Here is a 22,499-nt window from a genome sequence, read left to right as displayed (position 1 = left end):
CGCCACTCCACCGCATCGGCCATTCCCCACGCCTTGGGTGTGTTTCCGCGCTCCTTTCCCCGCTTCATGCCCCTCGTGTGTGCCTCCGCACTCCTTCCCCGCTTCATGCCCCTCGTGTGTGTCTTCGCGTCATTTGTGTGTGCTCTGCCACATACAAATGACGCGAACCCACACAACTGGCGTGATAGGAGGCTCGGGGCGAGTGGGAGTCGCCAGGGAAAAGGCGTCGTGACCGCGCGTCGGCGCGCAAGACGTCGCACGGCGAGGCGCTGCGCACTGCGGCGAGCGGGTGCGCCGCGCACCCACCCACAAAAGCGCGCGCACAAACGCGAGCGCCCCACGGTCGGGCACGAAGCCGGCCGTGGGGCGCAGAGCGTAGAAATTAGAACGCGGGGATGATCTCACCGTCCGGGTACTGTTCGCGGATGAAGTCGGCCACCTGCGGGTCGTGCAGCAGCTCTTCGAGCTTCGCAATCGCGTCGGCCTTCTCGGCATCCTTGTTCCAAGCGAGGATGTTCGCGTAGGGGTTGTCCTTACCCGATTCGAGCGCCAGCGCATCCTTTGCCGGGTTGAGTCCGTGCTCGAGCGCGTAGTTACCGTTGATCACGGCAATGTCGACATCCGGCAGCTGCACCGGAATCACGGCAGCCTCAGCCTCGGTGAACTCGAGGTTTTTCGGGTTGTCGGCAATTTCGTAGATGGTGGGGTTTTCGGCGCCGTCGAGGCCGATGATGCCCTCCTGCTCGAGCAGCTTCAGCGCACGGGCCTGGTTCGACGGGTCGTTGTTCACGAGCACCTTGCCGCCCTCAGGGATCTCCTTCAGGTCGGTGAGCTGCTTCGAGTAGATGCCGTAGGGCTCGATCTGCACACCTTCACCGTGCTCGAAGTTGTAGCCCTTCTCGGCCACCTCAGCGTCGAAGTAGGGCACGTGCTGGAAGAAGTTCGCATCCAGTTCGCCCTCCGACAGCGCCACGTTGGGCTGCACATAGTCGGTGTACTCAACGATCTCGAGCTTGAGCCCGGCATCCTCGGCGAGGTTGTCGTTGACGAAGTTGAGGATGTCAGCGTGCGGCACTGGCGATGCGCCGACCTTCAGCGTCACCACTCCGCCTTCAGCGGTGGTCGCGTCGGTAGTGGCGTCGGTGGTGTCACCGGCGGCGCAGCCGGCGAGTGCGAGTGCGGCTACTGCGGTTGCAGCAGCGATCTTGGCGATCTTTGTGATCTTCATGGGATTCCTTCGTTTGGATAGTTCCCGCGAACGGCGGGAATTGAATCGGGATGGGTTGTGCTTGGCCACTAATTGCCGGCCGGTGGCGCCTAGCGGTGATCCACCAGCCGGCTGAGCATGTCGCCCAGCCACTGCACGAGCTGCACGATGATCAGGATGATGACCACGGTGATGACGATGACGTCGAAGTTGTTGCGCTGATATCCCTGGTTGATGGCGAGCGCACCGAGCCCGCCGCCGCCAACCGCAGATGCCATGGCCGAGTAGCCGATGATCGTGATGGTCAGGATGGTGGTCGATTGAATCAGCGACGGTAGGGCTTCACGCACGAGCACACCCGACATGATTGCACTGCGCGAGGCGCCGGCCATCTGCGCCGCCTCGACCTTGCCGTGGTCGACTGCGAGCACGTTCGATTCGACCATGCGCGCCATATACGGCACGGCGCTGACGACCAGCGCGATGGTGAATGCTGGCCAGCCGATTGTTTTGAGCCACGGCAAATTGATGAGGCGGATGAAATACAAGACGATGACGGCAAGGATGATGAACGGGATGGCGCGGCCAATATTGACGATCGCCCCGAGCACCCGGTGCACGATAGGTTGCGCGATGAGCCCACCGCGCCGCGTTTCGGCGAGGATCACACCGGTGGGCAGGCCAAACAGCACGCTAAAAAACGTGGCTGCGCCGGTCATATAGAGCGTCTCGAGGATTGCAGTGACAAGCCCCTTTTGCACTGCCGGGCGGTTGAACCAGGTTTCTTCCCCGGCGGCGGCAAGCACATCCTGACTTGCCGAGGCGAACTGCTGCAAAATGTCGATCATGCGGCACGCACCTCCGCGTGGATGTTGTGGCTGGCGAACGCTTCGAGAGCACCCGCGACTGCGTCGGGAGCGACGGTTACCACGAGCCGCCCAACCTGAACGTCACCGACGGTTTCGAAAGTGCCCGCGGCAATATCACCCGACACCTGCTGCACCTGCGCCATCACCTTCGACCCCATCGGGTCGCCGGGATGCGAGGTGAAGAACAGGTCGATCGCGCGCTGGGTGCCCACCGCATCCGCACCAAATTCGGGCAGCGGGATGAGTTTGCGGGCGAGTTCAGAATTGGGGTTTGTGACCACATCTCGGATGCGACCCGATTCGCGCACGGTGCCGCGGTCGAGCAGCGTGACCGAGTCGCAAATCTCGCGTACCACCGACATTTCGTGGGTGATGACCACGACGGTCACGCCGGTGCGGTCGCGCACGCTTTTGAGCAGCGCAAGAATCTGTGCGGTGGTGTCGCTATCGAGTGCCGAGGTAGGTTCGTCGGCGAGCAGCACACCGGGGTCGTCGGCGAGGGCGCGGGCGATGCCAACGCGCTGGCGCTGACCGCCCGAAAGCTGCGCCGGATACGAGTCGCCGCGGCCGCTGAGCCCAACGAGGTCGAGCAATTCGTTGACGCGGCTTTCGCGTTCTATGGCCGGCACTTTGGCGATTCGCAGCGGATACGCGATGTTTTCGAATGCGGTGCGCGACTCGAACAGGTTGGCGCCCTGAAACACCATGCCGATGCTACGCCGGGCCGTGCGCAGGTCTTGGTTGCGCAGTGTGGTGAGGTCTTGTCCAGCAACCAGAATTGATCCGGAAGTGGGGCGTTCGAGCGCGGTAAGACAGCGAATGAGAGTGGATTTACCAGCACCGGATTCACCGACGATGCCGTGGATACTGCCAGCTTCTACCGACAGGCTGAGGCCGTCGAGTGCGGTCACGGGGTCAGCGCCCTTGCGCGTATACACCTTGGTTACGTCGCGCAGTTCAATCACGTGCTGGCCTCCATCGTTCCCGGCAGTAGCACCTTGCTTGCCAAGGTTGCTGCAGCGTCACAGAGCCGGGTCTCTCAGCTACTCGAGATGAATGCAGTTAGATTGGCACGAATCAGCGTGCAGTGCAAAACACTGCCGCACTATGTGACGGTTCATTACGCGAACATCGTGTTCGCATCCCGGTTGCTGCGCGTTCACATCCGTGAGCTCCAATATGACTTCATAGCGGATCCGGCGACGGTCTGCTCCAATCAACAGGGAGATTCCGGATGCACAGCACCGATTTTGCCAATCAACTCGACCAGCGTCTCGTAAAGATCCAACACTTCACTCCGCAGGTAGCGGTGCGCTCGCAATCGCTCGGCATTGACTATCGATACGGTGACACCGACCTCCCCTTCCACGCCACAAGCGTCGGCAAACTCATAACGACCGCGCTCGTGATGCAGCAGGTTGAGGCGGGCCGCATTGCCCTTGCCACACCGATTGCTGAGCTGCTGCCCGCATCCGAAATTGACGGCCTGTTCGCGGATGACGCCGCAGCCGAGGTGACCATCGAGCAGCTGCTCACCCACACATCCGGCTGCAACGATTTTTATGAGGGACGCACGAAATCTGGGCCGCGATTTGTTGCCGAACTCAAGCGCGACCTCGATCGCGAGTGGTCGCCGGCCGAACTGATCGCGTTCACGCGCGACCGACAGCAGCCGGTGGCTAGGCCCGGCGAGAGGTTCCGCTATAGCGACACCGGGTTCGTGTTGCTCGGTCGAGCTCTCGAAACAGTGACCGGCGAACTGTTCGGCGAGCTCGTGCATCACCGAGTTTTTGCACCGCTGGGTATGGGCCGCAGTTTCCTACCATTTCGCACTCAGCCTGCATCCGGCACCGACGAGATTGCGTCGCTATCGATCGCCGGAATTGATATCGGAACCCGCCGCGCAATCACCTGCGACTGGGCGGGTGGCGGTATTGCCGGCACACTGGACGATTTTCTACAGCTGATGGCCGGGATGCGTAATGGCAAGCTCATCAGCGCCGAGTCTTGGGCGATGCTGCAGGAGCCGCGACACCGCTTCCGCCCCGGACTCTGGTACGGTGCCGGCACCATGACGGTGCGGTTCGAGGGGCTCGTCCCGTGGGCACGCAACTGGCCGCGGCTGGTGGGGCACCTCGGCAGCTCGGCCGCGCACCTGTGGCACGACCCGGTGCATGACGCTGAGATCGCCATCAACTTCGGCTCATCGAAGGCCGTTTCACGCAGCTTCCGCACGCTGTTTGAAGTGGTCGGGCTACTGCGTCAGCTCTAGTTCTTGAGTTCGCCGCTGCGGTTGTTGGACGCGAGCTTACAGGGCGCTGCCTACGGCGTGCTCGCTCGTTTTAGTGCGGTGCAGCCTCGTTGGCTACCTAGACTGATCGCATGTCTTGCGCGATTCATCACATCGAGCTGTGGACGTCGAACCTGGCGATCAGCGAACTCGAGTTTGACTGGTTGCTGACGTCACTGGGTTGGGCAGCGACACCGGTTGATGGTTGGGATGCCGGGCGGGTGTGGACAGCTCCCTCGGGCGAGTACCTGGTGTTGGAGCAGTCTCGAGCACTTCGTGGCGAGCATGACCGAATGCGAGCGGGTCTCAACCACCTTGCGCTCTGCGTGCGCGACCGCCAGCTCTTGGATCGGTTGCGTAAAGAGGCACTGGCTCAGGGATGGCGGGAACTCTTTGCCGAGCGCTATCCGCACGCCGGTGGCGAGCAGCATGTGGCGCTCTATCTCGAAAACACGGAGGGGTTTGAGGTCGAGTTGGTCGTCGCCTAGTTCGCCGCTGCAAATTTCGCTCGAGGATGAGCTACCGCAGTGCACGCCCGTCCGCGAGCGCAAACAGCCGCTCGACCACGCGGCTGCCGCTCGTGCGCAGGCCGCTGTGCTCGTATTCGCTGGTGATCCACTGCTTGACGCCCGGCAGCAGCGCCCCGGTTTCACGCGAAAACTCGAGTGGTACATAAGCGTCGTTCACATACACCGCTGCCGCACCAATCGCACCACTGGCCTTGAGCGCTTCGGGATCGTAAAGCTTCGGCCACTCGTGCTTGGCGAGGATGCGCGTCACCTCAGCCCAAGGTTGGAACGCCGGCACCGTGTCGCACCATTCTTCTCGCACATGCTCACCGGTGAGCAGTGTCACGTCTTCGCGGAAGTCGTCGGGCTCGACGCGCTGTGCCGACCAGTCGGTGACGCAGCCATCGGCATACGACGACTCGTGGAACACGTAGTAGAGCGGGTTGCGGCCACCGTAGGCCATCGCGTTCGCCAGGTCGTGGCGGAATGCGTTCGAATCGGGGTCGAGTTCGAGCAGCCAGTGCAGGCGCGCCCAGCCGTTATCCGAGCCGAGCAGGTGGCCGAGGTTGCGGGCTCGGCTCGCCGAAAGCACTTCACCGTCTGGCAGCACGATTTCGCCACGTTCGGCGAGCTCGACCACGCGGCGCATCCGGTCGCGATCTTCTGGGAACCGGCGGTAGTAGGCCAACGAGAGTTCCCGCATCCGGTCGTAGCACAGCCGATAGACATCGTCGCAGTGGCGGCCCACCGCCGACAGGCCGCCGGTGAAATAGGCGCGCTCTACCGAGTCGGCAAAGTAGCTCAGGTAGTGCAGCAGCGTGAATCCGCCGAATGATTGGCCGAGCACCCGCCAGGTTTTTGCGCCCAGGTGCTCGCGCACCGCTTCGGCATCGCGCACGATCGAGTCGGCGCGCAGATGCGTGAGGTGCTCGGCGACCTCCTCGGCGCTGCGCCCCTCGAGAAAGCCGTCGCCGACCGGGGTCGAACGGCCGGTTCCGCGCTGGTCGAGCAGCACCACCCGGTGATCCTCGAGCGCGGCGTCGATCCAGGCGGCCTGGTCGGGACCGGGTCGCGGATCTTCGCTACCCGGGCCGCCCTGCAAAAACACCAGGTAGGGCAGGTCTTCTCCCCCGCTCCGGGTGACTACGCGAGCGAAAATATCGATCGTGCGATCGTCGGCCTCATCGCCGCCGGCAAGATCGGGCCACACCAGTGGCACGGTTAGTGTGTGTTCGGTCAAATTAATTGCGCCAAAGCTCATGTGCATGACCCTAGCGACCAATTATTGAGAACGGATGCAGCTTGCCGGCTCAGTCGTGCAACTCGTCACACCGCTCGCTGGCCGCAATTGCCGGCGTTTCAAGTTGGAATGTCGAGTGCACCACCGACACCGGGAAGTGTTCGGCCACGCACTGTTTCGCCGCCTGCAGAATCTCGATGGCGTGCAAATCGGTGAAACAACCGTCGTCGACCACCAGATGCGCCGACAAAATCGGCAGCCCGGTCGCGACCGTGGACGCGTGCAGATCGTGCACATCAATAACGTGGTCGATACCGAGCAGGTGTTCGTGCACATCGTCGAGGTTGAGCCCGTCGGGGCTGAATTCCATAAGCACGCGCACTGTTTCGCGCAGTAGTTTCACCGCGCGAGGCACGATCAGCGCCGCGATGAACAGGCTCGCGATCGCATCCGCTTGATAAAAGCCGGTGGTGGCGATCGTGATTGCGGCAATGATCACCCCGAGGGAACCGAGCGCGTCGTTGAGCACTTCAAGGAAGGCTGCGCGCATATTGAAATTTGCGCTGCGGTTCGACGAGAGCACGATGATGCCGATGAGGTTGGCGATAAGCCCCAGAACACCAAACACCAGCAGTTCGACGCCCTGAATCTCGGGCGGCTCGAATAGGCGGCGAACTCCTTCGACGGCGGCATAGGTGCCGACCACGGTTAGCAGCGTCGCCTGCGCGAGCGCCGCGATCACCTCGATGCGGCGAAACCCCCAGGTGTGGGTTGAGCTGGCGGGTTTGTGCATGAGACTGGCCGCGATCAGCGCCAGCAGCAGCCCGGATGCATCCACCACCGCGTGCACGGTGTCGGTAAACAGCGCCAGCGAGCCGGTGATGATCGAGCCGATGGCCTGGGCGACGACAATCGTCGCGGTGATCGAAAAGATGATCCACAGGCGCTTTCGCATACCTTCGGGAGCCTCTGCATCCAGATTGACATGCGCGTGATCGTGCCCCGCACCCATGTGTACCTCCCTCAGATCTCTCCCCAGCCCGATCCTATAACTTCCGCGGGAGTTTGGCCGCGGGCGAGGCGTTAACTACGGCAAGGGTTCTCGGCTGAGTTCGTTCGCGTCATGTCGCGGGCGATTTGCGGTCATCTTTGAGGCCCCGGCGCAGGACGACCTCATTGTGGTCACCTTCTCGACACACCTCGACATCAACGAAACCCAAACGTCGCGCGAGGTTCAACGACCGCGCATTGTGTTCGTGGATCTCGACCTGGGTTTCAGTGACCTCGTAGTCATCACGCAAATGGTCCAAGAGCCACTGTGTGGCTCGCGAGGCGATCCCCCGGCCCCACATTTTGGGCAACAGCACGTAGGCGATGGATGCACGCTGAGTTTTTTCATCGATGGTCGCCTGAAGTGTGCCAAGCGGCTTACCGCTCTCGGCATTCAGGATGATCCAGTTGAGCCACCTCTCGCCAAGCCCTGGCGGCGCTCCCTGGCAGAGCACCCCGTAGCGCTCTTGTAACCGCTCGAGACTCTCGGGAGGGCGTTGATCGATGAAGGTGTAGATGCGGAGGTCTTGGAGTTCGGCAAACATCGCGCGAGCATCAGACACCTCGAGCGGCCTGATCGTGATTTCGACTTCGCCTGCCATTGGCACCTTCCTAAGGCCAGCTCAAAAGGCTTGCGCCAAGGCTACTCTCGTCGCTCATCGCTTCGCCTGGACCACCGGCGGTCGACCATCTTGCGGCAAGACCGTGTTTATCGATCACCACCAAAAACCAGCCCCAGGCCACGCTCGAGATCGCTACGCAATTGCTTCAGCGTGGCGGCATCGGTTGGGGCGTTGAGATAGTCGAGCGTCAGACCGTTCACCAGCGCGGTTATGAGTCGCGCGCCGTCGTCCTCGCTAATCTCTGCGACCAGCTCCCCCGCATCCCGAGCCGCCCGCAATGCAGCTGCTACGCGCTCTTGAAAAAGATCAAGCTCGCGCGACATCACGCCAGCGAGCCAATCGCGAGTTGACGCGGCCGCATTGAAGGTTACCCACATCACCGCATCCTCTCGCTGTACACCACCGGTTGGCAGCAGTTCTATAAGGGATGCAGTCAGCCGGTCACGGATGCTGCCGGCGAGACGATGTGTATTCACGCGTTCGTGTTGCCGATATGTGGAGTACATCAGCGCTTTCGCGAGCAGCTCATCGCGCGTGCCCATGTGGTACTGCACGCTTCCCGCGGCAACTTGTGCTTCGGCTGCAACGGTACGCACGCTCACCGCGTCAAGACCGGAGTTCACGATGACACGAATGGCGGCCCGGGCAATCGAAACGGCCTGCGCGGTCCACGCACTTGGGTCTTGCATCCGCGCCTCCGCTCCGAAATTGAACACGTTGATTGCACCACATTGACGGACGTAATACAACTGTATTAACTTTTTATACGTTCGTATTACATCCCGCAGGAGCCTCCCGGATGCTCGACATCATCTCCCTTATCGGCCTCGCTCTCGTCGACAGCCTGAGCGTCGGCACCCTGGTGATCCCACTCACCCTGTTGCTGCGCTGGGGCCGACTGCGCACGATCCCCTACGCCACATACCTCGGCACTATCAGCGTCGCGTATTTCGCTCTGGGCATCACGCTGATGCTCGGGTTTGCCGGCATCGGCCCGATCATCACGGAAGCGACACAGACGGATTGGTTCCCCTGGGTCACACTCGTTCTCGGAGCCGCGCTCACTGCGTTCGGCATTTTCGCGCCGAATCCGAAAAAGCCCGAGCCGGGCGAGACGAACGTGCCCACCGACACGACCAAGATGCAGAAGGCCACCCGAGCTGGACTGGCAGGCATGGCGTCGCTCGCGCTGGGCGCCGCAGTGATCGAGGCAGCCACGATGCTTCCGTACCTCGCAGCGATTGGCATCATGCAGTCGTTCGAGATCACCCCGCTGCTGCGACTCGCTTTACTGGCGGCGTATTGCATCATCATGGTGCTGCCTGCGATACTCGTGGGCGCCGCCATGGGCCTGGTCGGCGACCGACTGGCCCACCGCCTGCAGCGATGGATTCCGCGACTGAACTACGAGGCGAAAGTGACGCTGCTATGGATTGCCGCGATCGTCGGCATCACCATGGTCTATCGCAGCGCCAATGCGCTCAAACTTTGGTAGGGAGCGACAGAGCTCCCCAAACGACCTCTCCGCCCGCATCGCCGTTTGCTTCGTCAAGATCCCCGGCGGCCTCCCAGCCAGCCCGAAGGAATCGATCGAGCACGGCGCAGCGATTCGTCCGGTGGTGCCGGAGCATGTCGCAATCGGCGTTTCCGGTGATGCGTTCGCCGCGACCGGTTTGAACGCCGACTGTGATGCGTGATGCTCGGTGATCGGCGGCACGCTGCCCGCCCCGGCCCTCGCCATCACGCGCGCCGCACAAGCGGGCCGCGGGAGCGAGGCAGTGGCAAAGTCGGAGCGCCTCGCACCCCTATGGGAATTGTTTACCGAATTTGAGGGAAGTCTGCGTGTGACTGCCGCGATCACTGAGCACCTCGGCTTGGCAGCGCACGGGTGCCTGCCGCTGCCAAGCCAGGGCCCCACCGAGGCGCAGCGTGCCCAGGTCGTGCAGGTGGTGGGCAAGCTCGGCCTTGCCTGACCAATCGAACAACGCCGCCGCATCCCGTGGCTCCGGGTCAGTGTTCGCCCGGTATGTGCTGGCCCATCAGGGATCGCCAAGGTTGACGCGGCAAGGTTGGGCGGAGTTGACCTCGTGAAGCGACTCGCTGTTGAAAAAAGGAATCCGCAGATGCGCATACCGCTTCTTGACACCGAACGGCCTATTGTTGCCGCGCCAATGGCGGGTGGCCCTACCACCGTCGCGCTCGCGACCGCTGTGGCAGATGCTGGCGGGTTTCCGTTTTTGGCGGGCGGCTACAAAACCGCCGCCGGGCTGCGGGATGAAATTGTTGCGCTGCGTGCGAGCGGAGCGCCATTCGGGGTGAATCTTTTCGTTCCCGGTGACAATGAGTTTGACCGGGCCGCGTTCGCTGCCTATGCCGCCGAACTTGGACCCGAAGCATCCCGTTTCGGTGTGTCCGTCGACCCCGAACCGGTGACTGACGACGATAACTGGGACGAAAAATTCGCGTTGCTGGTCCAGCAGCCAGTACCGGTGGTGTCATTCACATTTGGGCTCCCTGTGGCTACAGATATTGGCTTGCTGCGTGAGCGCGGCACGCGTGTGCTGGCCACCGTGACGACACCGGAAGAGGCGGCTGGGGCCACCGCCCGCGGTGTTGATGGTCTGGTGGTACAGGGTGCGGATGCTGGTGGGCACAGCGCCACTTTTGATCCGGAGCGCGACCCGGCACCGCTTGCGTTGACCGAGCTGATCGCCGGGGTGCGCAAGAAAAGCGAGCTACCGTTGATTGCTGCCGGTGGGATCACTTCCTCGGATGCGGTGCGCGAGGTGCTGACCGCGGGTGCGATTGCCGCCGCCGTTGGCACGCTACTGTTGCGCACGGATGAGGCGGGGACCTCAGCTGTGCACCGCGCGGCGCTTTCCGACCCCGAGTTTGACCACACCGTGATCACTCGGGCATTCACCGGGCGACCCGCGCGGGCCCTGCACAACGATTTCATTGCCGCGCACGGTGCGAACGCGCCGGTTGCCTACCCTGCCGTGCATCATCTGACCCGCCCCATTCGACAGGCCGCCGCCAAAGCAGGCGACGCGCAACGGGTGCATCTTTGGGCAGGTGCCGGCTACAGTGAGGCGCCCACGGGACCGGCAGCAGATGTGATCCGTGCACTATGGCCGAACGAGTGAACAAGGTTATGGGATATCCGATACCGTCGCTGTGCGAGTTCACCATCTACGACACGACATCAAGACCAACTACATCTAGTACGTCGAGTTCAGCTTCGACGCGATCGTGTTGAGGGCATTTTTATTTCTCTCGTAATTGCTAGGTTGTTCGCTATGCGTTTGGTTCGGATGACCGCAGCGGCCGGGATCGCACTGATGTTGACTTCGTGCGCCGCAACGACCGTCGAAGTAACTCCCACGGAGAGCAGCGCGCCAAGCACACAGCTACCCGACTACCGACAAGCTGCGCCACAACTGCCGCTACCTGATGCTGCCAGCATGTGCGCCACAGAAATCGATAGCGTGGTATTCCTCGATGTCATGCGCGATGGCGTATCAAACCGTGATGGCTTCGACCCGCACTACGACGCCGAACTGTTCAACGTGACAGTGGTGGGCGGCGAGTGGCACTTTGAGTTTCTCCCCACTCACGAAAACATCGCAGCGGCCACGTGCCACACCGACGGTGACCAGGTGGTTTCGATGACTCGAGCTGAATTCGAGGAAGCCATGAAAGGTCGCGCCTATGACGGGTACGTCGAGGTCACCGAATAGCCGATTCTCATTTGGATGCGGTTAGCTGCACTTTCTCGTGAGGCTGTGAGCACGGCCCGCGCAGACTTGGCGGCCGATACGGGCGCGGGGCGATGGCGCGTGTGGTACCGCCGGAGGTCTTCATCTGTCTACGAGTTGTTCACAGCATCCATAGGAACTACAGGTCCACGTCTACGTGCCCTGGTTTCGTAGGAAATGTGGGCAAATTGTGGGCACGGCCGGTTTTGGGGAAGAAGAACACCCCGACTTCCGCTTGTTTAAGCCGAATTCGGGGGTCCTGGGAGTGGACCTAACGGGATTCGACTCCCCATGGGCTCCCCCACGCGCCAACAGCGCGCGGGGCCCCTCGCCGACGGGGCCCCACTACGGGTTCTCATACCCTGCCAAATTCACTAATAAAAACGGCCCCTCGCTGGGACCGCTTTTATTAGTGGACGCCGGTGGACTCAGCCCGAACACGTGGGAGCGGATCGAACGACTGAGTTCCATGTGGGAGCAGGCGAAGCAAGGCGTCGGAAGTGAGAGACCACGAGCGGGGGAACCAAATTTTGGGATGGTGTTCAACCCAACGAGACGGTCTCGAACACCACTCACCGAGAACGAGGTGGGCGCGATCCGAGCGGCGCGGGAGGCTGGCGAGACCGTGACGTCAATCGCGAGGCGTTTCGAGGTGCACCGGTTGACGGTTTGGGAACGTACAAGAGACTTGCCTGTTTCGAAGTAGTCCTTTCAGCCGAAACACCTGCGTCCTTCGTTGGCGGCGTTCCAACACCGCGCACGACAGGCCGGCGCTCTAGATGTTGTGGGTCATGACGTTGTGGTCACCGGGGTGTGGGTAGAAGGAACGGGCCTCTGACCGGCACGATGGGTGGTGTCGAAAACATCCGTCGTCCGAAAGGAGACCCGTTCCATGACCCACCGTAACGCCCCACTGACCGTTGAGGGAAGACAACGAGCCGTAGACCAGGTCCTCAAACACCACCGTCCGATCGCGCACGTGGCAGCGCAGTTCCACATCGCCCGCTCAACACTGTCGAAATGGGTCGGCCGTTACCGCCAGTACGGACCGAACGGACTGCAAGACCGCTCCAGCGCCCCGCACCGGGTCCCGAACCGGCTGCCCGCACACACGGTCACGTTGATCGAACACTGGCGCCGCGAATACAAATGGTCAGCACGTCGCATCACCCATGAACTCGCGCACCAACACCACACCCACTGCAGCCAACGCACCGTAACTCGCTGGCTGGACCGGCTCGGACTCAACCGCATCCGGGACATCACCCCAGACGGGCAGAACCTCCGCCGCCCAGGAAAGATCACTGCCCGCTATCCCGGGCACATGGCCCATATGGATGTGAAGAAAGTCGGGAAGATCCCCGACGGAGGCGGCTGGTGGGCCCATGGCCGAGGCAGCCAACAAGCACTGGCTGCCAAACGAGCCCACAAACAAAAAGTTGGCTACACCTACCTCCACTCAATCATCGACGGGTTCTCCCGCCTGGCCTACACCGAAGCGCTCGAGGACGAAAAAGCGGCAACCGTGATCGAGTTCCTCCAACGAGCACAGGCCTACTTCGCCGCCCACGGCATCACCCACATCACCCGACTGGTCACCGACAACGGCCCCAGCTACCGCTCCGCCACGTTCAAAGCTGCGATCAAAGGATTCATCGGCCGGCACCAACACACCCGCCCGTACACGCCACGACACAACGGCAAAATTGAACGCTACAACCGGCTGTTGGCTGACGAGTGCCTCTATGCCCGGCCCTACACGTCAGAATAACAACGGCGAGAAGCTCTGAAAACCTGGAACCATCACTACAACTATCATCGACCCCACACCGCCTGCAGTGACCAGCCACCGGCCTCACGCCTCCACACCCGTGTCGACAACGTCATGACCAACTACAACTAGAGGCTGCCCTCGCACAGAGATAGGAACATATCCCTTCGATAGCGCGAAGTAGCGGAAGGCGGCACCACCTGGCAGGTCGGCCACGAGAGAGCACCCGAGCCGGAGACTAGCGTTGCCGGATTAAGCAGCGGGAAGTAGCGCCTCCGCAGCGGTGACACCGGGGGGCAGAAGTCGTACTGTCCGCGCCACCGTGTCATATTCGATGAGACGGCTCTGGTGTAGTTGTTTCAGGACATCTTTGCGGAAAGACGAAAGCCCGGGATGCTCAAGCCAGCGAAACAGGTCGCTTTCTTCGACGTCACCCACTTCGGTCAACAGCAACAAAAGGGTTTGCTGCTTCCAAGTGAGGCCCGTCCGCAGAACCCGCCTAATATTGTCGCGCGTCCACACCCACGCCACCTCACGCTGGATCAGGCCCTCCACCACGGCAGTGGCTTCATCCGTCGTCAGAGCGTGAAGCAGCCGCACCAACTCAGCAACGAGCCACTTGGCCGTGTAGAGCACTACGGTTGCGTCCATTTGGTTCGGGTCAACCTCGGAACCGGCGTGCCCCACGCCTCGGTTGTTCCGAACATCATAGAGCCCGATCATCATCCGCGGGATAAGAATGCGTGCAGAGCGGCTATTGGGAACTTGCTGATAGATGCTCTCCAACTCCCAACACTTTTGTGCAAAACGACTCGGTTTCTCTGCGCGCGCGGGATAAACCCCGCCCTCCAACCAACCCTTGCAAATGGTGTATACGACTTCGCAGAGCTTGCCACCGTTGAGCTCTGATGGTTCCCACCGATGCTCTCGATAGTTCTTGATGATCTCATTGAAGGCGGTGAGCAAGTCGTCGCGTAGAGTGTCAGGCAAGACAGTCAGCGCATCCCGTGGGGCGAGCCCCATTTCACTCGTCACTCTCGCTGTGCAACATGCCCTGAACATACGCAAGACCTTCGTGAGTCACTTTGTAGGTCTTGTTTGCCTGTCGACTATTGCCAGACTTCTTCAACTGAATCACGCGCTGCGGCTTCTTTCTCATGTTGCTGCTCAGCGCATCAGTAATATTGGGAATGGAGTGGCCTAGATTCTTGAGCTCAGCGTTGAGCAGGCGCGAGGCCCACGATTCATGACCCTCATGGACCTGAATCCAGTAGGCGGCGACGAGAGCCTTGTCCTCATTAGACTTGGGCGAAGCCGCAGCAAACAACTCCGCGAAGTGCTGGTAGCCGGGCACCTCTCCCGCGATCTCCTCTGCCGCCACGCGCGGGGAGCCTCCGTTGACGCCACCCCCGACCGCTTGACGGCCGCCAGTAGAAATAGTCACTCCGTAGCGGTCGGCAGCCCACCGCAGAACACGGTCGCGCGACTCCGCCTCCAGATCTGCGAGCGCGTCGGCAATTGCCGCCATCGCGTCGATCTCGGGGTCTCCCATTGACTCTCCTATTACTCAATGCACATCAAGAACTATGCCAATAGTAGCATCAGTGTCGTTCTTCAAGTCGACACAAGGGCTCCCGTGCTGCCGGGCATGCCCTGGATTCAACGCTAGGTCGGTCACTGGGGTCGGCCTCACGCGGCGGGGCCTCGATCAGGTCGGCCCTCAACGATTCAGCCGGTCCGCCAAGTCCACCAAGGCTGAATCGCGCATCCACTTAGCGGATCCCCCTTCCTGACAAGCACACCAGCGTCCGCTCACCCTCGATCTGCAAGACGCGTGGCAGCTCCATAGGAGGGCCACTCGCGGTGGTGTGGAGACTCGTCGGGCGCGGACGGCCTGTGACCTGGTTCTGGCCAGGGTGATCCGGATCTCCGCGTCTTTGGGCAGAGACGGGATATTGAGTCGCTGACCGGCAGCGGGGTCACCTATGCTGGTGGGCATGTTGTTCTACGGCACTGCTTCGCTGCGACTGCGCAGCCGCTAACAGCGGCGAGCACCCTCCACAGGTTGTTGCTCCCGCCCCGGTGATCACGGCCGGGCGGCTCTTTCAGCGTGCCCGGCTCCGCAACAACCATGGAGCAAACAGTGCCTACCTATCGAGGCGGCCGTCATGAGCACGGCCAGAACTTCCTGACTGACCCATCCACCATTGCCACGATCACACGACTCGTGGCTGCCACCGAGGGCCCGATCATCGAGATCGGCCCCGGTGCCGGAGCACTCACCACCCCGCTGGCCCGGCTTGGGCGACCGGTGACAGCCGTCGAGATCGACACCCGGCTCGCCCGACACCTGACCCAACGACTACCGTCGCACGTGGAGGTCGTCGCCGATGACTTCCTGGCCTACCGGCTTCCCACGTCTGCGCATGTGCTCGTCGGCAACCTACCGTTTCACCAGACCACGGCCATACTGCGCCGCATTCTGCACGCCCCGGCATGGACTGATGCAATCGTGCTCGTGCAATGGGAGGTTGCGCGGCGCAGAGCGGGCGTCGGCGGTGCCACGATGATGACGGCGCAATGGGCGCCTTGGTTCGAGTTCACGCTGCACAGTCGTGTTCCCGCTCGCGCGTTCACCCCGCGTCCGGGAGTCGACGGCGGAATCCTCACCATCCACCGTCGCGAACATCCGCTGCTGTCCCCGACACAGCGACGCCAGTTCCATGCCCTAGTCCACCGCGTCTACACCGGCCCCGGCCGCGGGCTGGCCCAGATCCTCGCGCGCACCACCTCACTCGGGTCACCACAGACCGCACAGGCGTGGCTGACACGCCACGGCATGACCGCTGCAGGGCTCCCGAAGGACATGCCCGTCGAGGCATGGGTGGACTTGTTCAAGACCACCGGTTCTTCACCGCCTGCACACCGTGCGCAGACGCAGCAGGTGAAGTCGAGGAGGCGCCGTCGATGACCATCGCTGCGCGGCACCAGGCCTGCCGCTACACGTCAACAGCTAGGAGTGCCACGGAGCAACGTTCCGGTGAAACATCCACAGAACTGGCAGCGCGGCTGCTCGCAGAAGCACCTCAACGGGATTGGCGGCTCCGTGACCTTGCCGCGCTGGTTCACCTCTCGGTGTCACAGCTGGGCAGAGCGTTCACACAACGATTCGGGATGCCGCCCATGCGGTACCTGGCTCACATTCGGGCCCATCGGCTGGCTGAGCTCCTGGTCGAGACTGATCTTCCAATCGGCGTCGCCATGACAAAAGTCGGGTGGCGCAGCCGTGGGCATGCCGCACGGCAGTTCACCGACGTCGTCGGAATCAGCCCGTCCGAATATCGGCGCACTGCGATTGGGCGCACTCTCACAGAGACCAGCCCGTGGCCATCAGCAACGCAGGGCAGCCCCGAATCAAAAGACCCCTCACGACAGGAGTGCCGTGATGCCGTCGGAGAGAATCTCGCGTGAGCTGATGTGGTGCGTCGCGTGGAGCCGCGCATAGGTAGGAGCTTGGTCAGGGTCAATGGCGACGCGCTTCTCGTCAGACGCCATGGGTGCGGTCAGCGAGGAGCCAATCACCAGGTTGGACAATCGGTAGGCAGTTCCCAGCGGATCCGGGGTACCCGCTTGTTCGAGCAGGACGCACATCCGCTCGGAAAGGGCCAGGTACGCCGGGCCCCTGGGAGCGCGCATACCGATGACCTGACCGGCCCACCGGTGGGTCGTGAGGTGCGCGAAGAAGGTGTGCATCAGGGCAGGCAGGTCGGCGTTGCGGATCGACTCGGACATCACGGGATCGTCTGCAAGCGCTATGTCGAGGGCGAGGTCGAACAGATCGTCGACGGATTCGACGCGGGAGTACAGGCTGGCTGGAGCGACACCCACCTGTTGCGCCACAGATCGCAGGGTGAGCGCCCTCAACCCGCCTTCGTCCAGCAGCCTCACCGATGCCCTCGCAACCTCCACGATGTCCACTGCGCGGAGGCGTCGCACAGGTTTGCGGTGTTCCCAGTAGCTCACCCCACCAGCCTAACCAAACACGCTTCAGTTAGCTATCCATTTTATGTTAGGTTTAGCGCATGCTGGATGCCACCACCCTTCCGATCACCTATGAGAACACTCGCCTACGCCCCCTCTCAGAGCTGGACGCAGACACGTATGCAGCCGGCACCAAGGATGAAGCTGTGCGGCGCTTCGGCCACCTGCCCGAGCCCGACTACACCCCCGAGTCCGTGCAACGCATGATCCGCGAAGAAGTTGCGGCGGGCCTGTCGTCGGGCACCTTGGCAGTCCTCGCACTTGCCGACGCCGAGACGGACCGGTTCGTGGGCTCCTTGGTGCTCTTCGACGTCAGCTCCCAGGCCGCCGAGGTCGGATTCTGGATTCACCCCGATGCACGCGGAGAGGGGCACGCCCGTCGAGGACTGGAGCTGGCATCGCGCTTCGCACACAACAGTGGACTTCGAACCTTGACGGCACGCACACTCCCGGAGAACAAGGCCTCCCAGCGATGCTTGACGACCGCAGGGTTCCGTGAGGTCGAGCGATCCGCAGGGACCACGCCCGCAGGACAGTGCGAGGAACTATTCCATTACCGGCGCGACCTCAAGCCCACCGCCCAGTGGCCGTTGGCGACGGAGCGGCTTCGGCTCCGTCCACATAACGCCCACGATGCCGAATGGCTTCACGAGCTGTACTCGCGACCCGACGTTGCCCGCTACCTGCTGGACGAGCCATGGACCGCGGAAGTCACCCACGACAAGCTCACCGAACGCCTAGCGAAGACTGACATCGATGGCGAGACTGGCGCGCTTGCGCTGGTCATCGAGCATGACGGCGTCCCGATCGGAGACGTCACGTTTGGCTCACCGATCACGAGCACCGTCAAGGCGAGATCGGGTGGGTTCTCGACCCGGCGCACGGTGGGCAAGGTTTCGCCAGCGAAGCCGTCCGAGCAGTGCTCGCCCTCGGGTTTGACCACTACCGGCTCCACCGCATCACCGCGCAGATGGATGCCCGAAACAGCGCCTCGGCAGCACTGGCTCGTCGTGTCGGGCTCCGGCTCGAAGCACATCACGTCCAGGACTGGTTCAGCAAGGGCGAATGGACCGACACACTCATCTTCGCGCGACTTGCCTCCGAGCACATGCGCCAATGATCGGGAGTCTGACTTTCATCCTCCCTGTACGAGGCTCCGAAATCTACCGCGCTCTGACGACGTATCGGCATATTGAAAGGCTGAGATGACTCAAGATCCCCCTGCGCCGGCCTCGCAGCGAACACGGTGGTTCGTGCTCATCGCCGTCTCTCTCGGTTTGCTGCTTGCAACGGTCGACACTTCGATTCTCTACGTGGTCATGCCTCTTCTGACGGACGAGTTGTCGGCGAGCGTAAGTGAGTCACTGTGGATCACCAACATGTAGCCCCTCGTCATGACTGGCCTACTGCTGGGCACCAGGACGCTCGGGGATAGGTTCGGACACAAGCTGGTGTTCCAGATTGGCATCAGCGCGTTCGGGATAGCTTCCCTACTCGCAGCCTTCTCTCCAAACGCGTGGGTGCTGATCGTCGCGCGGGCACTACTCGCGGTGGGTGCAGCACTGATGCTGCCCGCGACACTCGCGATCATCCGGTTCACGTTCGAGGACGAGGATGAGCGCAACGTCGCCATCGCTGTTTGGTCGAGTGTCTCGATCGGTGGCATTGCCTTCGGTCCGCTCGTTGGAGGCCTGCTCCTGGAGTGGTTCTGGTGGGGCTCGGTCCTCCTCATCAACGTCCCCTTTGCCCTCGTGACCTTCTTGTTGGCGGCCATCTACGCGCCAACGGCTCGCGCATCGGCAAGAACGTCCTGGGACCCAGGCGGAGCGCGTCCGGAAGGTCCTCAACGACGTATTCGACCAGCTCGAAGGATCCAGCAAGGACGAACGCAAGCTCCTGACCGCCCAGCGCGACAAGCTCGAAGCCGAACGCCTCAAACTCGTCCAAGCCCACTACGCCGACGCGATCCCCCTCGACCTCCTCAAAAGCGAACAAGACCGCATCCGCGCCAGCCTCGACCAGATCACCACCCGGCTCGACAACCTCACCGACACCTACGCCGACGCCCGAACAGGCTTGGACCAGCTCACCGAACTCCTCGTCGACCTCGACGACCTCTACAACAAGTGCGACCCAGCCGAACGACGCATCCTCAACCGCGCCCTGTTCACCCGCATCACCATCGACGACGAAGAGAACGCCACCTACACACCCGACGAGACCACCGCCAGCGTCCTTGCCCACACCAGCATCGACGCTCCGGCGCACGTCACCGCAGAAACAAAACTGCCCCGCCATCAGGCGGGGCAGTTTCGATTTTCTCATCTTACGTGGACCTAACGGGATTCGACTCCCCACGCCATCTCCACGCGTCGCAAACGACGCGCGGAGCCTCCAGCGACGGGGCCCCACCCATCAGCTCCCCCACGCGCCAGCGGCGCGCGGGGCCCCTCGCCGACGGGGCCCCACTACGGGTTCTCCCCAGCGCCATCTCCGCGCGTCGCACACGACGCGCGGAGCCTCCGGCGCTGTGGGCCCAACCCTGCCAAACTCACCAACGAAAAACGGCCCCCTCACGGGGACCGTTTTTATTAGTGGACCTAACGGGATTCGAACCCGTGACCTTCTCATTGCGAACGAGACGCGCTACCAACTGCGCCATAGGCCCGTGAGTATCCCTACAGCCTAGCACCGCTCCGAGGTGGCCCAGCTAACCACTGCCGCCGCCGATGATGCCGCTGGTACCTCCGCCACTGCTATCACCGGGCTGTGGTGTCTCGGGAGCCGTCTCGTCCGGTTTGTCAGGAGCGTTGTCTTCACTGGGCTGCGGCTCCTTCGTCTCCTTAGGTTCCTCAGTCTTCTTTGGAGTCTCAGTGGGCGTCGGTTCCGGCGATGGCGGCGGCGGAGGCGGCGGCACATACGACTGCGAGTACTCCATATGCTCGTCGCGCACCGCGCCAAGCGCCGCCCCGAGATCACGAACATTCGCGCAAAGCTGGTCGATTCGATCGATGCTCAGGTTCCCACGCAGCTTCTGCTCGGCCTCGCGAGCTTCCTCCATCGTCGACCAGTCAGCTTCGTACCACTCATCAAGCTTCGGCTCGACCTGGTCGGCAAGCCCGCGCGCATACTGCTCCACGAAGAACTTCTTCGTTTCATCAACCTTGCTCTGCGTGAACCCGGCATCGTTTTTGTAGACCGACTCGCTGGTTTCATCAAGCAAACCGCGCATCTGGTCACTCGCCTTCTGCGGCGCAAAAGTTGCCGACACCGCATAACAGCCAAAAAGCGGATCAACCTGCGCGCGTGCATCCATCACATCGTCGCCCAGCTGAATCACGCCAATGTTCTCGGTCGCCAACGCCTGAGCCCGCGCACGTTGCGCGGTGCCAACCACCGAAAACACCGTCGGCAACAACAAAAGCACCACAACCACAATCGCGGCCGCGGTAACCCACTGCAGCTGACGCTGACGAGATGCCGAACGCCAAACCGCTAGCGGCCCACCCCCACGGGCGCGGGCGCTTGTCGACCCGATGCGCGCGTGGTCATCACCCTCCGCTGAAAACTCGCCTTCGGGAACGTCAATGGCCTGATCGTCGGCACCCGCGAACGGGTCATCGATTTCGTCAGCCACTGCATCCCCCAGACATGAATCCCCGGAGCCGAACCGGGATGAAGACACTCAATTTTAGAGCACGCCGCGCGCTTTTCCCAATAAACGAACAGAGCCCAATAAACAAACAGGGCCCAATAACCAGCGCCCAGCAAATGCGCCCAGTGAACAGCGCGCCCGCAACAGCGCTCGCTACCCGGCGCGACGCCGGCGCAGCACCGCATCCAAATCGCTGCAATCACCTGGCTCTGCTGCGAGCGCTTCGAGCTGGTCGAGCCGCTCGTTCAGTTGACCATCAACCGTGATCGCTCGCATCGGCCGCAGCTGCGTGGCAAATCGATTGCTCTCAACCTGTTGGTGTGCCTCGCGCAGCGCCGCCGTCGACTTTGCGGCTTCCTCGTGCAGCAGCGCGGCCAGGTCGCGATCGAACTGCTCGTCGCGCTGCCCGCCGGGCCCGTCCGGGTCGGTCGGGTCAAGCTCGTCGGCCGTTGCCCGCTCAAGATACAGCGGCTTTGGCAGTTTCACCGGTGTCCACTCGGTACCCTTCGCCGGCGCCGGAGTCGACACGATGGGTTCAATATCGTGAACGATCGGTTCATCGTTTGCGACAGCGACGGCTTCCTGCGGTTCGGCAGCAGGTTCACCAACCGGAGCGGGCACACTAGCCTCTCGCAGCGCGGCCTGTGCCACACGATGGATGCGGTGCAGCATCCACGCTGCTCCTCCGATAAGCGCCAGCCCAAGCACCACGAGCACAGCCCGGGCGACACCGCCGAGCAGCAGCCATCCTGCGATCACCAGAATCAGCCCGACAAATCCCACGCCGGTGGATGCCAGCCGGCCGCGACGTCGACGGGCCGCCGCCTCGCCACGCGCATCGCCAGTGGGAATTTCACCGGTGCGACGGCGAGCGTCAGCGCGCTGCGCACCCGAGGCACCGTTGGCCCAGCGATCCTGTGCTGTGGCGCGGTCGGCCTGCAGGGCCGCTTCGCGTTGGAGTTCTGCTTCGGCTGCGGCTCGCGCGCGCGCACTTGCCTGCTGCCGTGCCTGTGCATCCACTATTGCTGCCTCCGCTCGCTCACGCTCGGTTTCAAGTTCTGCTTCGCGCAGTTTCGCCGCGGTGCGCCACGCCTGTTCGCGGATGCGTTGCTCACGCAGCTCCTGCTCAATCTGTTCGGTTTCGAGGCGTTGGCGCTCGCGCTGCAGTTCTACCTCTTGCTCACGCCGCTGCGCTTCGAGCCGGGCACGCTCCCGCTCGAGTTTAGCTTCGGCCTGGGTTGCGCGCCGCAGTTCACGCCGCTGCGCACGCACATTCCGGGCGCTGGCTTCGATATCCACAAGTTCGGGTCGTTCGCAGGTTTCGGCGAGTGCCCGCATGGTCTGCTGCAGCTGGATCGCGTAGCGCTGTGATTGGCGAGCGTTGTGGTCGCGCACCCAGCCGGGAACAAAAACGGCGACGACAAGCAGTGCGAGCAACACAATTGCCACGCCACTGATTCCCGTCAACATTTCCATGCCATAAAGC

Annotated in this window: 23 protein-coding genes, 1 tRNA gene, 2 pseudogenes and 1 riboswitch; of the genes and pseudogenes, 12 read left to right on the top strand and 14 right to left on the bottom strand. The window is 62.5% G+C overall.

Annotated features, from left to right (window positions below):
- Positions 1-382 precede the first annotated feature (382 nt).
- The 3 genes from JMV54_RS07010 to JMV54_RS07000 all read right to left on the bottom strand — a co-directional run bounded on the left by JMV54_RS07010 (position 383) and on the right by JMV54_RS07000 (position 3,041).
- On the bottom strand, positions 383-1,228 hold the full coding sequence (locus tag JMV54_RS07010) for a MetQ/NlpA family ABC transporter substrate-binding protein (protein ID WP_201518205.1): 846 nt from the start codon (positions 1,226-1,228) through the stop codon (positions 383-385).
- An 89-nt stretch (positions 1,229-1,317) separates the two neighbouring features.
- Complete coding sequence (locus JMV54_RS07005; protein ID WP_201518204.1) at positions 1,318-2,055, bottom strand: methionine ABC transporter permease; 738 nt, start codon at positions 2,053-2,055, stop codon at positions 1,318-1,320.
- Positions 2,052-3,041 (bottom strand): methionine ABC transporter ATP-binding protein, encoded by a 990-nt coding sequence (locus JMV54_RS07000; protein WP_201518203.1) that lies wholly within the window; start codon positions 3,039-3,041, stop codon positions 2,052-2,054. Before JMV54_RS07000 ends, JMV54_RS07005 begins: the two co-directional genes overlap by 4 nt.
- 7 nt (positions 3,042-3,048) lie before the next feature.
- Positions 3,049-3,135, bottom strand: a riboswitch (SAM riboswitch).
- Positions 3,136-3,310: 175 nt separating this feature from the next.
- On the opposite strand from JMV54_RS07000, the gene JMV54_RS06995 reads away from it, so the two are divergent.
- Together JMV54_RS06995 and JMV54_RS06990 are read left to right on the top strand one after the other, a co-directional pair.
- Positions 3,311-4,348, top strand: coding sequence for a serine hydrolase domain-containing protein (locus JMV54_RS06995; protein ID WP_201518202.1), 1,038 nt, complete (start codon positions 3,311-3,313; stop codon positions 4,346-4,348).
- A gap of 110 nt (positions 4,349-4,458) precedes the next feature.
- Positions 4,459-4,854, top strand: a complete 396-nt coding sequence (locus tag JMV54_RS06990; protein ID WP_201518201.1) for a VOC family protein — start codon at positions 4,459-4,461, stop codon at positions 4,852-4,854.
- 31 nt (positions 4,855-4,885) lie between these two features.
- Here the strand turns inward: JMV54_RS06990 and JMV54_RS06985 are convergent, their stop codons facing one another.
- The 4 genes from JMV54_RS06985 to JMV54_RS06970 form a co-directional block, all read right to left on the bottom strand.
- A complete protein-coding gene (locus tag JMV54_RS06985; RefSeq protein WP_230972850.1) occupies positions 4,886-6,136 on the bottom strand; it encodes an alpha/beta fold hydrolase in 1,251 nt (416 codons plus the stop codon).
- Positions 6,137-6,185: 49 nt separating this feature from the next.
- Complete coding sequence (locus tag JMV54_RS06980; RefSeq protein WP_201518199.1) at positions 6,186-7,127, bottom strand: cation diffusion facilitator family transporter; 942 nt, start codon at positions 7,125-7,127, stop codon at positions 6,186-6,188.
- Between the two features lie 109 nt (positions 7,128-7,236).
- Complete coding sequence (locus JMV54_RS06975) at positions 7,237-7,767, bottom strand: GNAT family N-acetyltransferase (protein WP_201518198.1); 531 nt, start codon at positions 7,765-7,767, stop codon at positions 7,237-7,239.
- A 107-nt stretch (positions 7,768-7,874) separates the two neighbouring features.
- Entirely contained in the window at positions 7,875-8,477 is a 603-nt protein-coding gene (locus JMV54_RS06970) for a TetR/AcrR family transcriptional regulator (RefSeq protein WP_201518197.1), read from the bottom strand.
- A gap of 110 nt (positions 8,478-8,587) precedes the next feature.
- Between JMV54_RS06970 and JMV54_RS06965 the strand changes: the two genes are divergently transcribed.
- The 6 genes and pseudogenes from JMV54_RS06965 to JMV54_RS06945 all read left to right on the top strand — a co-directional run bounded on the left by JMV54_RS06965 (position 8,588) and on the right by JMV54_RS06945 (position 13,449).
- Positions 8,588-9,283 carry a GAP family protein gene (locus JMV54_RS06965; RefSeq protein ID WP_201518196.1) on the top strand — a complete coding sequence of 232 codons (696 nt, stop codon included), beginning with the start codon at positions 8,588-8,590 and terminating at the stop codon, positions 9,281-9,283.
- Entirely contained in the window at positions 9,264-9,485 is a 222-nt protein-coding gene (locus tag JMV54_RS10790; RefSeq protein WP_201518195.1) for a hypothetical protein, read from the top strand. The genes JMV54_RS06965 and JMV54_RS10790 overlap by 20 nt, the downstream gene beginning before the upstream one ends.
- A 147-nt stretch (positions 9,486-9,632) precedes the next feature.
- On the top strand, positions 9,633-9,761 hold the full coding sequence (locus JMV54_RS10785) for a hypothetical protein (protein ID WP_332106563.1): 129 nt from the start codon (positions 9,633-9,635) through the stop codon (positions 9,759-9,761).
- Positions 9,762-9,911: 150 nt separating this feature from the next.
- A complete protein-coding gene (locus JMV54_RS06955) occupies positions 9,912-10,934 on the top strand; it encodes a nitronate monooxygenase (protein ID WP_201518194.1) in 1,023 nt (340 codons plus the stop codon).
- Positions 10,935-11,087: 153 nt separating this feature from the next.
- Positions 11,088-11,528, top strand: coding sequence for a hypothetical protein (locus JMV54_RS06950; protein WP_201518193.1), 441 nt, complete (start codon positions 11,088-11,090; stop codon positions 11,526-11,528).
- Positions 11,529-12,438: 910 nt separating this feature from the next.
- Positions 12,439-13,449, top strand: a pseudogene (locus tag JMV54_RS06945) (IS481 family transposase).
- 120 nt (positions 13,450-13,569) lie between these two features.
- Here JMV54_RS06945 and JMV54_RS06940 read toward each other — a convergent pair.
- Together JMV54_RS06940 and JMV54_RS06935 are read right to left on the bottom strand one after the other, a co-directional pair.
- Positions 13,570-14,352 carry a hypothetical protein gene (locus JMV54_RS06940; RefSeq protein ID WP_201518192.1) on the bottom strand — a complete coding sequence of 261 codons (783 nt, stop codon included), beginning with the start codon at positions 14,350-14,352 and terminating at the stop codon, positions 13,570-13,572.
- Positions 14,342-14,869 (bottom strand): hypothetical protein, encoded by a 528-nt coding sequence (locus JMV54_RS06935; protein ID WP_201518191.1) that lies wholly within the window; start codon positions 14,867-14,869, stop codon positions 14,342-14,344. The genes JMV54_RS06940 and JMV54_RS06935 overlap by 11 nt, the downstream gene beginning before the upstream one ends.
- Before the next feature lie 591 nt (positions 14,870-15,460).
- Between JMV54_RS06935 and erm the strand changes: the two genes are divergently transcribed.
- Both erm and JMV54_RS06925 read left to right on the top strand, forming a co-directional pair.
- Complete coding sequence (erm, locus tag JMV54_RS06930; protein WP_230972669.1) at positions 15,461-16,288, top strand: 23S ribosomal RNA methyltransferase Erm; 828 nt, start codon at positions 15,461-15,463, stop codon at positions 16,286-16,288.
- Entirely contained in the window at positions 16,198-16,788 is a 591-nt protein-coding gene (locus JMV54_RS06925; protein ID WP_201518189.1) for a helix-turn-helix domain-containing protein, read from the top strand. Before erm ends, JMV54_RS06925 begins: the two co-directional genes overlap by 91 nt.
- Here the strand turns inward: JMV54_RS06925 and JMV54_RS06920 are convergent.
- Entirely contained in the window at positions 16,744-17,340 is a 597-nt protein-coding gene (locus JMV54_RS06920) for a TetR/AcrR family transcriptional regulator (RefSeq protein WP_230972849.1), read from the bottom strand. The two genes, JMV54_RS06925 and JMV54_RS06920, sit on opposite strands and share 45 nt — an antisense overlap.
- Before the next feature lie 59 nt (positions 17,341-17,399).
- Here JMV54_RS06920 and JMV54_RS06915 point away from each other — a divergent pair, with 59 nt between their 5' ends.
- The gene (locus JMV54_RS06915; protein WP_439108916.1) at positions 17,400-18,554 is read left to right on the top strand and encodes a GNAT family N-acetyltransferase; all 1,155 of its coding nucleotides are present in this window, start codon (positions 17,400-17,402) and stop codon (positions 18,552-18,554) included.
- A gap of 198 nt (positions 18,555-18,752) precedes the next feature.
- Positions 18,753-19,109 (top strand): annotated as a pseudogene (locus JMV54_RS06910) (MFS transporter); the annotation flags it as partial.
- Here the strand turns inward: JMV54_RS06910 and JMV54_RS06905 are convergent.
- The 4 genes from JMV54_RS06905 to JMV54_RS06890 form a co-directional block, all read right to left on the bottom strand.
- Positions 19,090-19,683: a hypothetical protein gene (locus JMV54_RS06905; RefSeq protein WP_201518188.1), complete on the bottom strand. Its 594-nt coding sequence runs from the start codon at positions 19,681-19,683 to the stop codon at positions 19,090-19,092. The pseudogene JMV54_RS06910 and the gene JMV54_RS06905 sit on opposite strands and share 20 nt — an antisense overlap.
- Before the next feature lie 270 nt (positions 19,684-19,953).
- Positions 19,954-20,026, bottom strand: a tRNA-Ala gene (locus tag JMV54_RS06900).
- Positions 20,027-20,068: 42 nt separating this feature from the next.
- Positions 20,069-20,995, bottom strand: a complete 927-nt coding sequence (locus tag JMV54_RS06895; RefSeq protein ID WP_201518187.1) for a hypothetical protein — start codon at positions 20,993-20,995, stop codon at positions 20,069-20,071.
- 171 nt (positions 20,996-21,166) lie between these two features.
- Positions 21,167-22,489 (bottom strand): coiled-coil domain-containing protein, encoded by a 1,323-nt coding sequence (locus tag JMV54_RS06890; protein WP_201518186.1) that lies wholly within the window; start codon positions 22,487-22,489, stop codon positions 21,167-21,169.
- Between the last annotated feature and the right edge of the window lie 10 nt (positions 22,490-22,499).

Origin of the sequence: Gulosibacter hominis (genome assembly GCF_904842695.1) — a bacterium.
In the GTDB taxonomy this organism is placed as follows: Bacteria; Actinomycetota; Actinomycetes; order Actinomycetales; family Microbacteriaceae; genus Gulosibacter; species Gulosibacter hominis.
The sequence above is the reverse complement of the archived record's forward strand: the minus strand, read 5'-3'. Positions and strand labels throughout refer to the sequence as shown.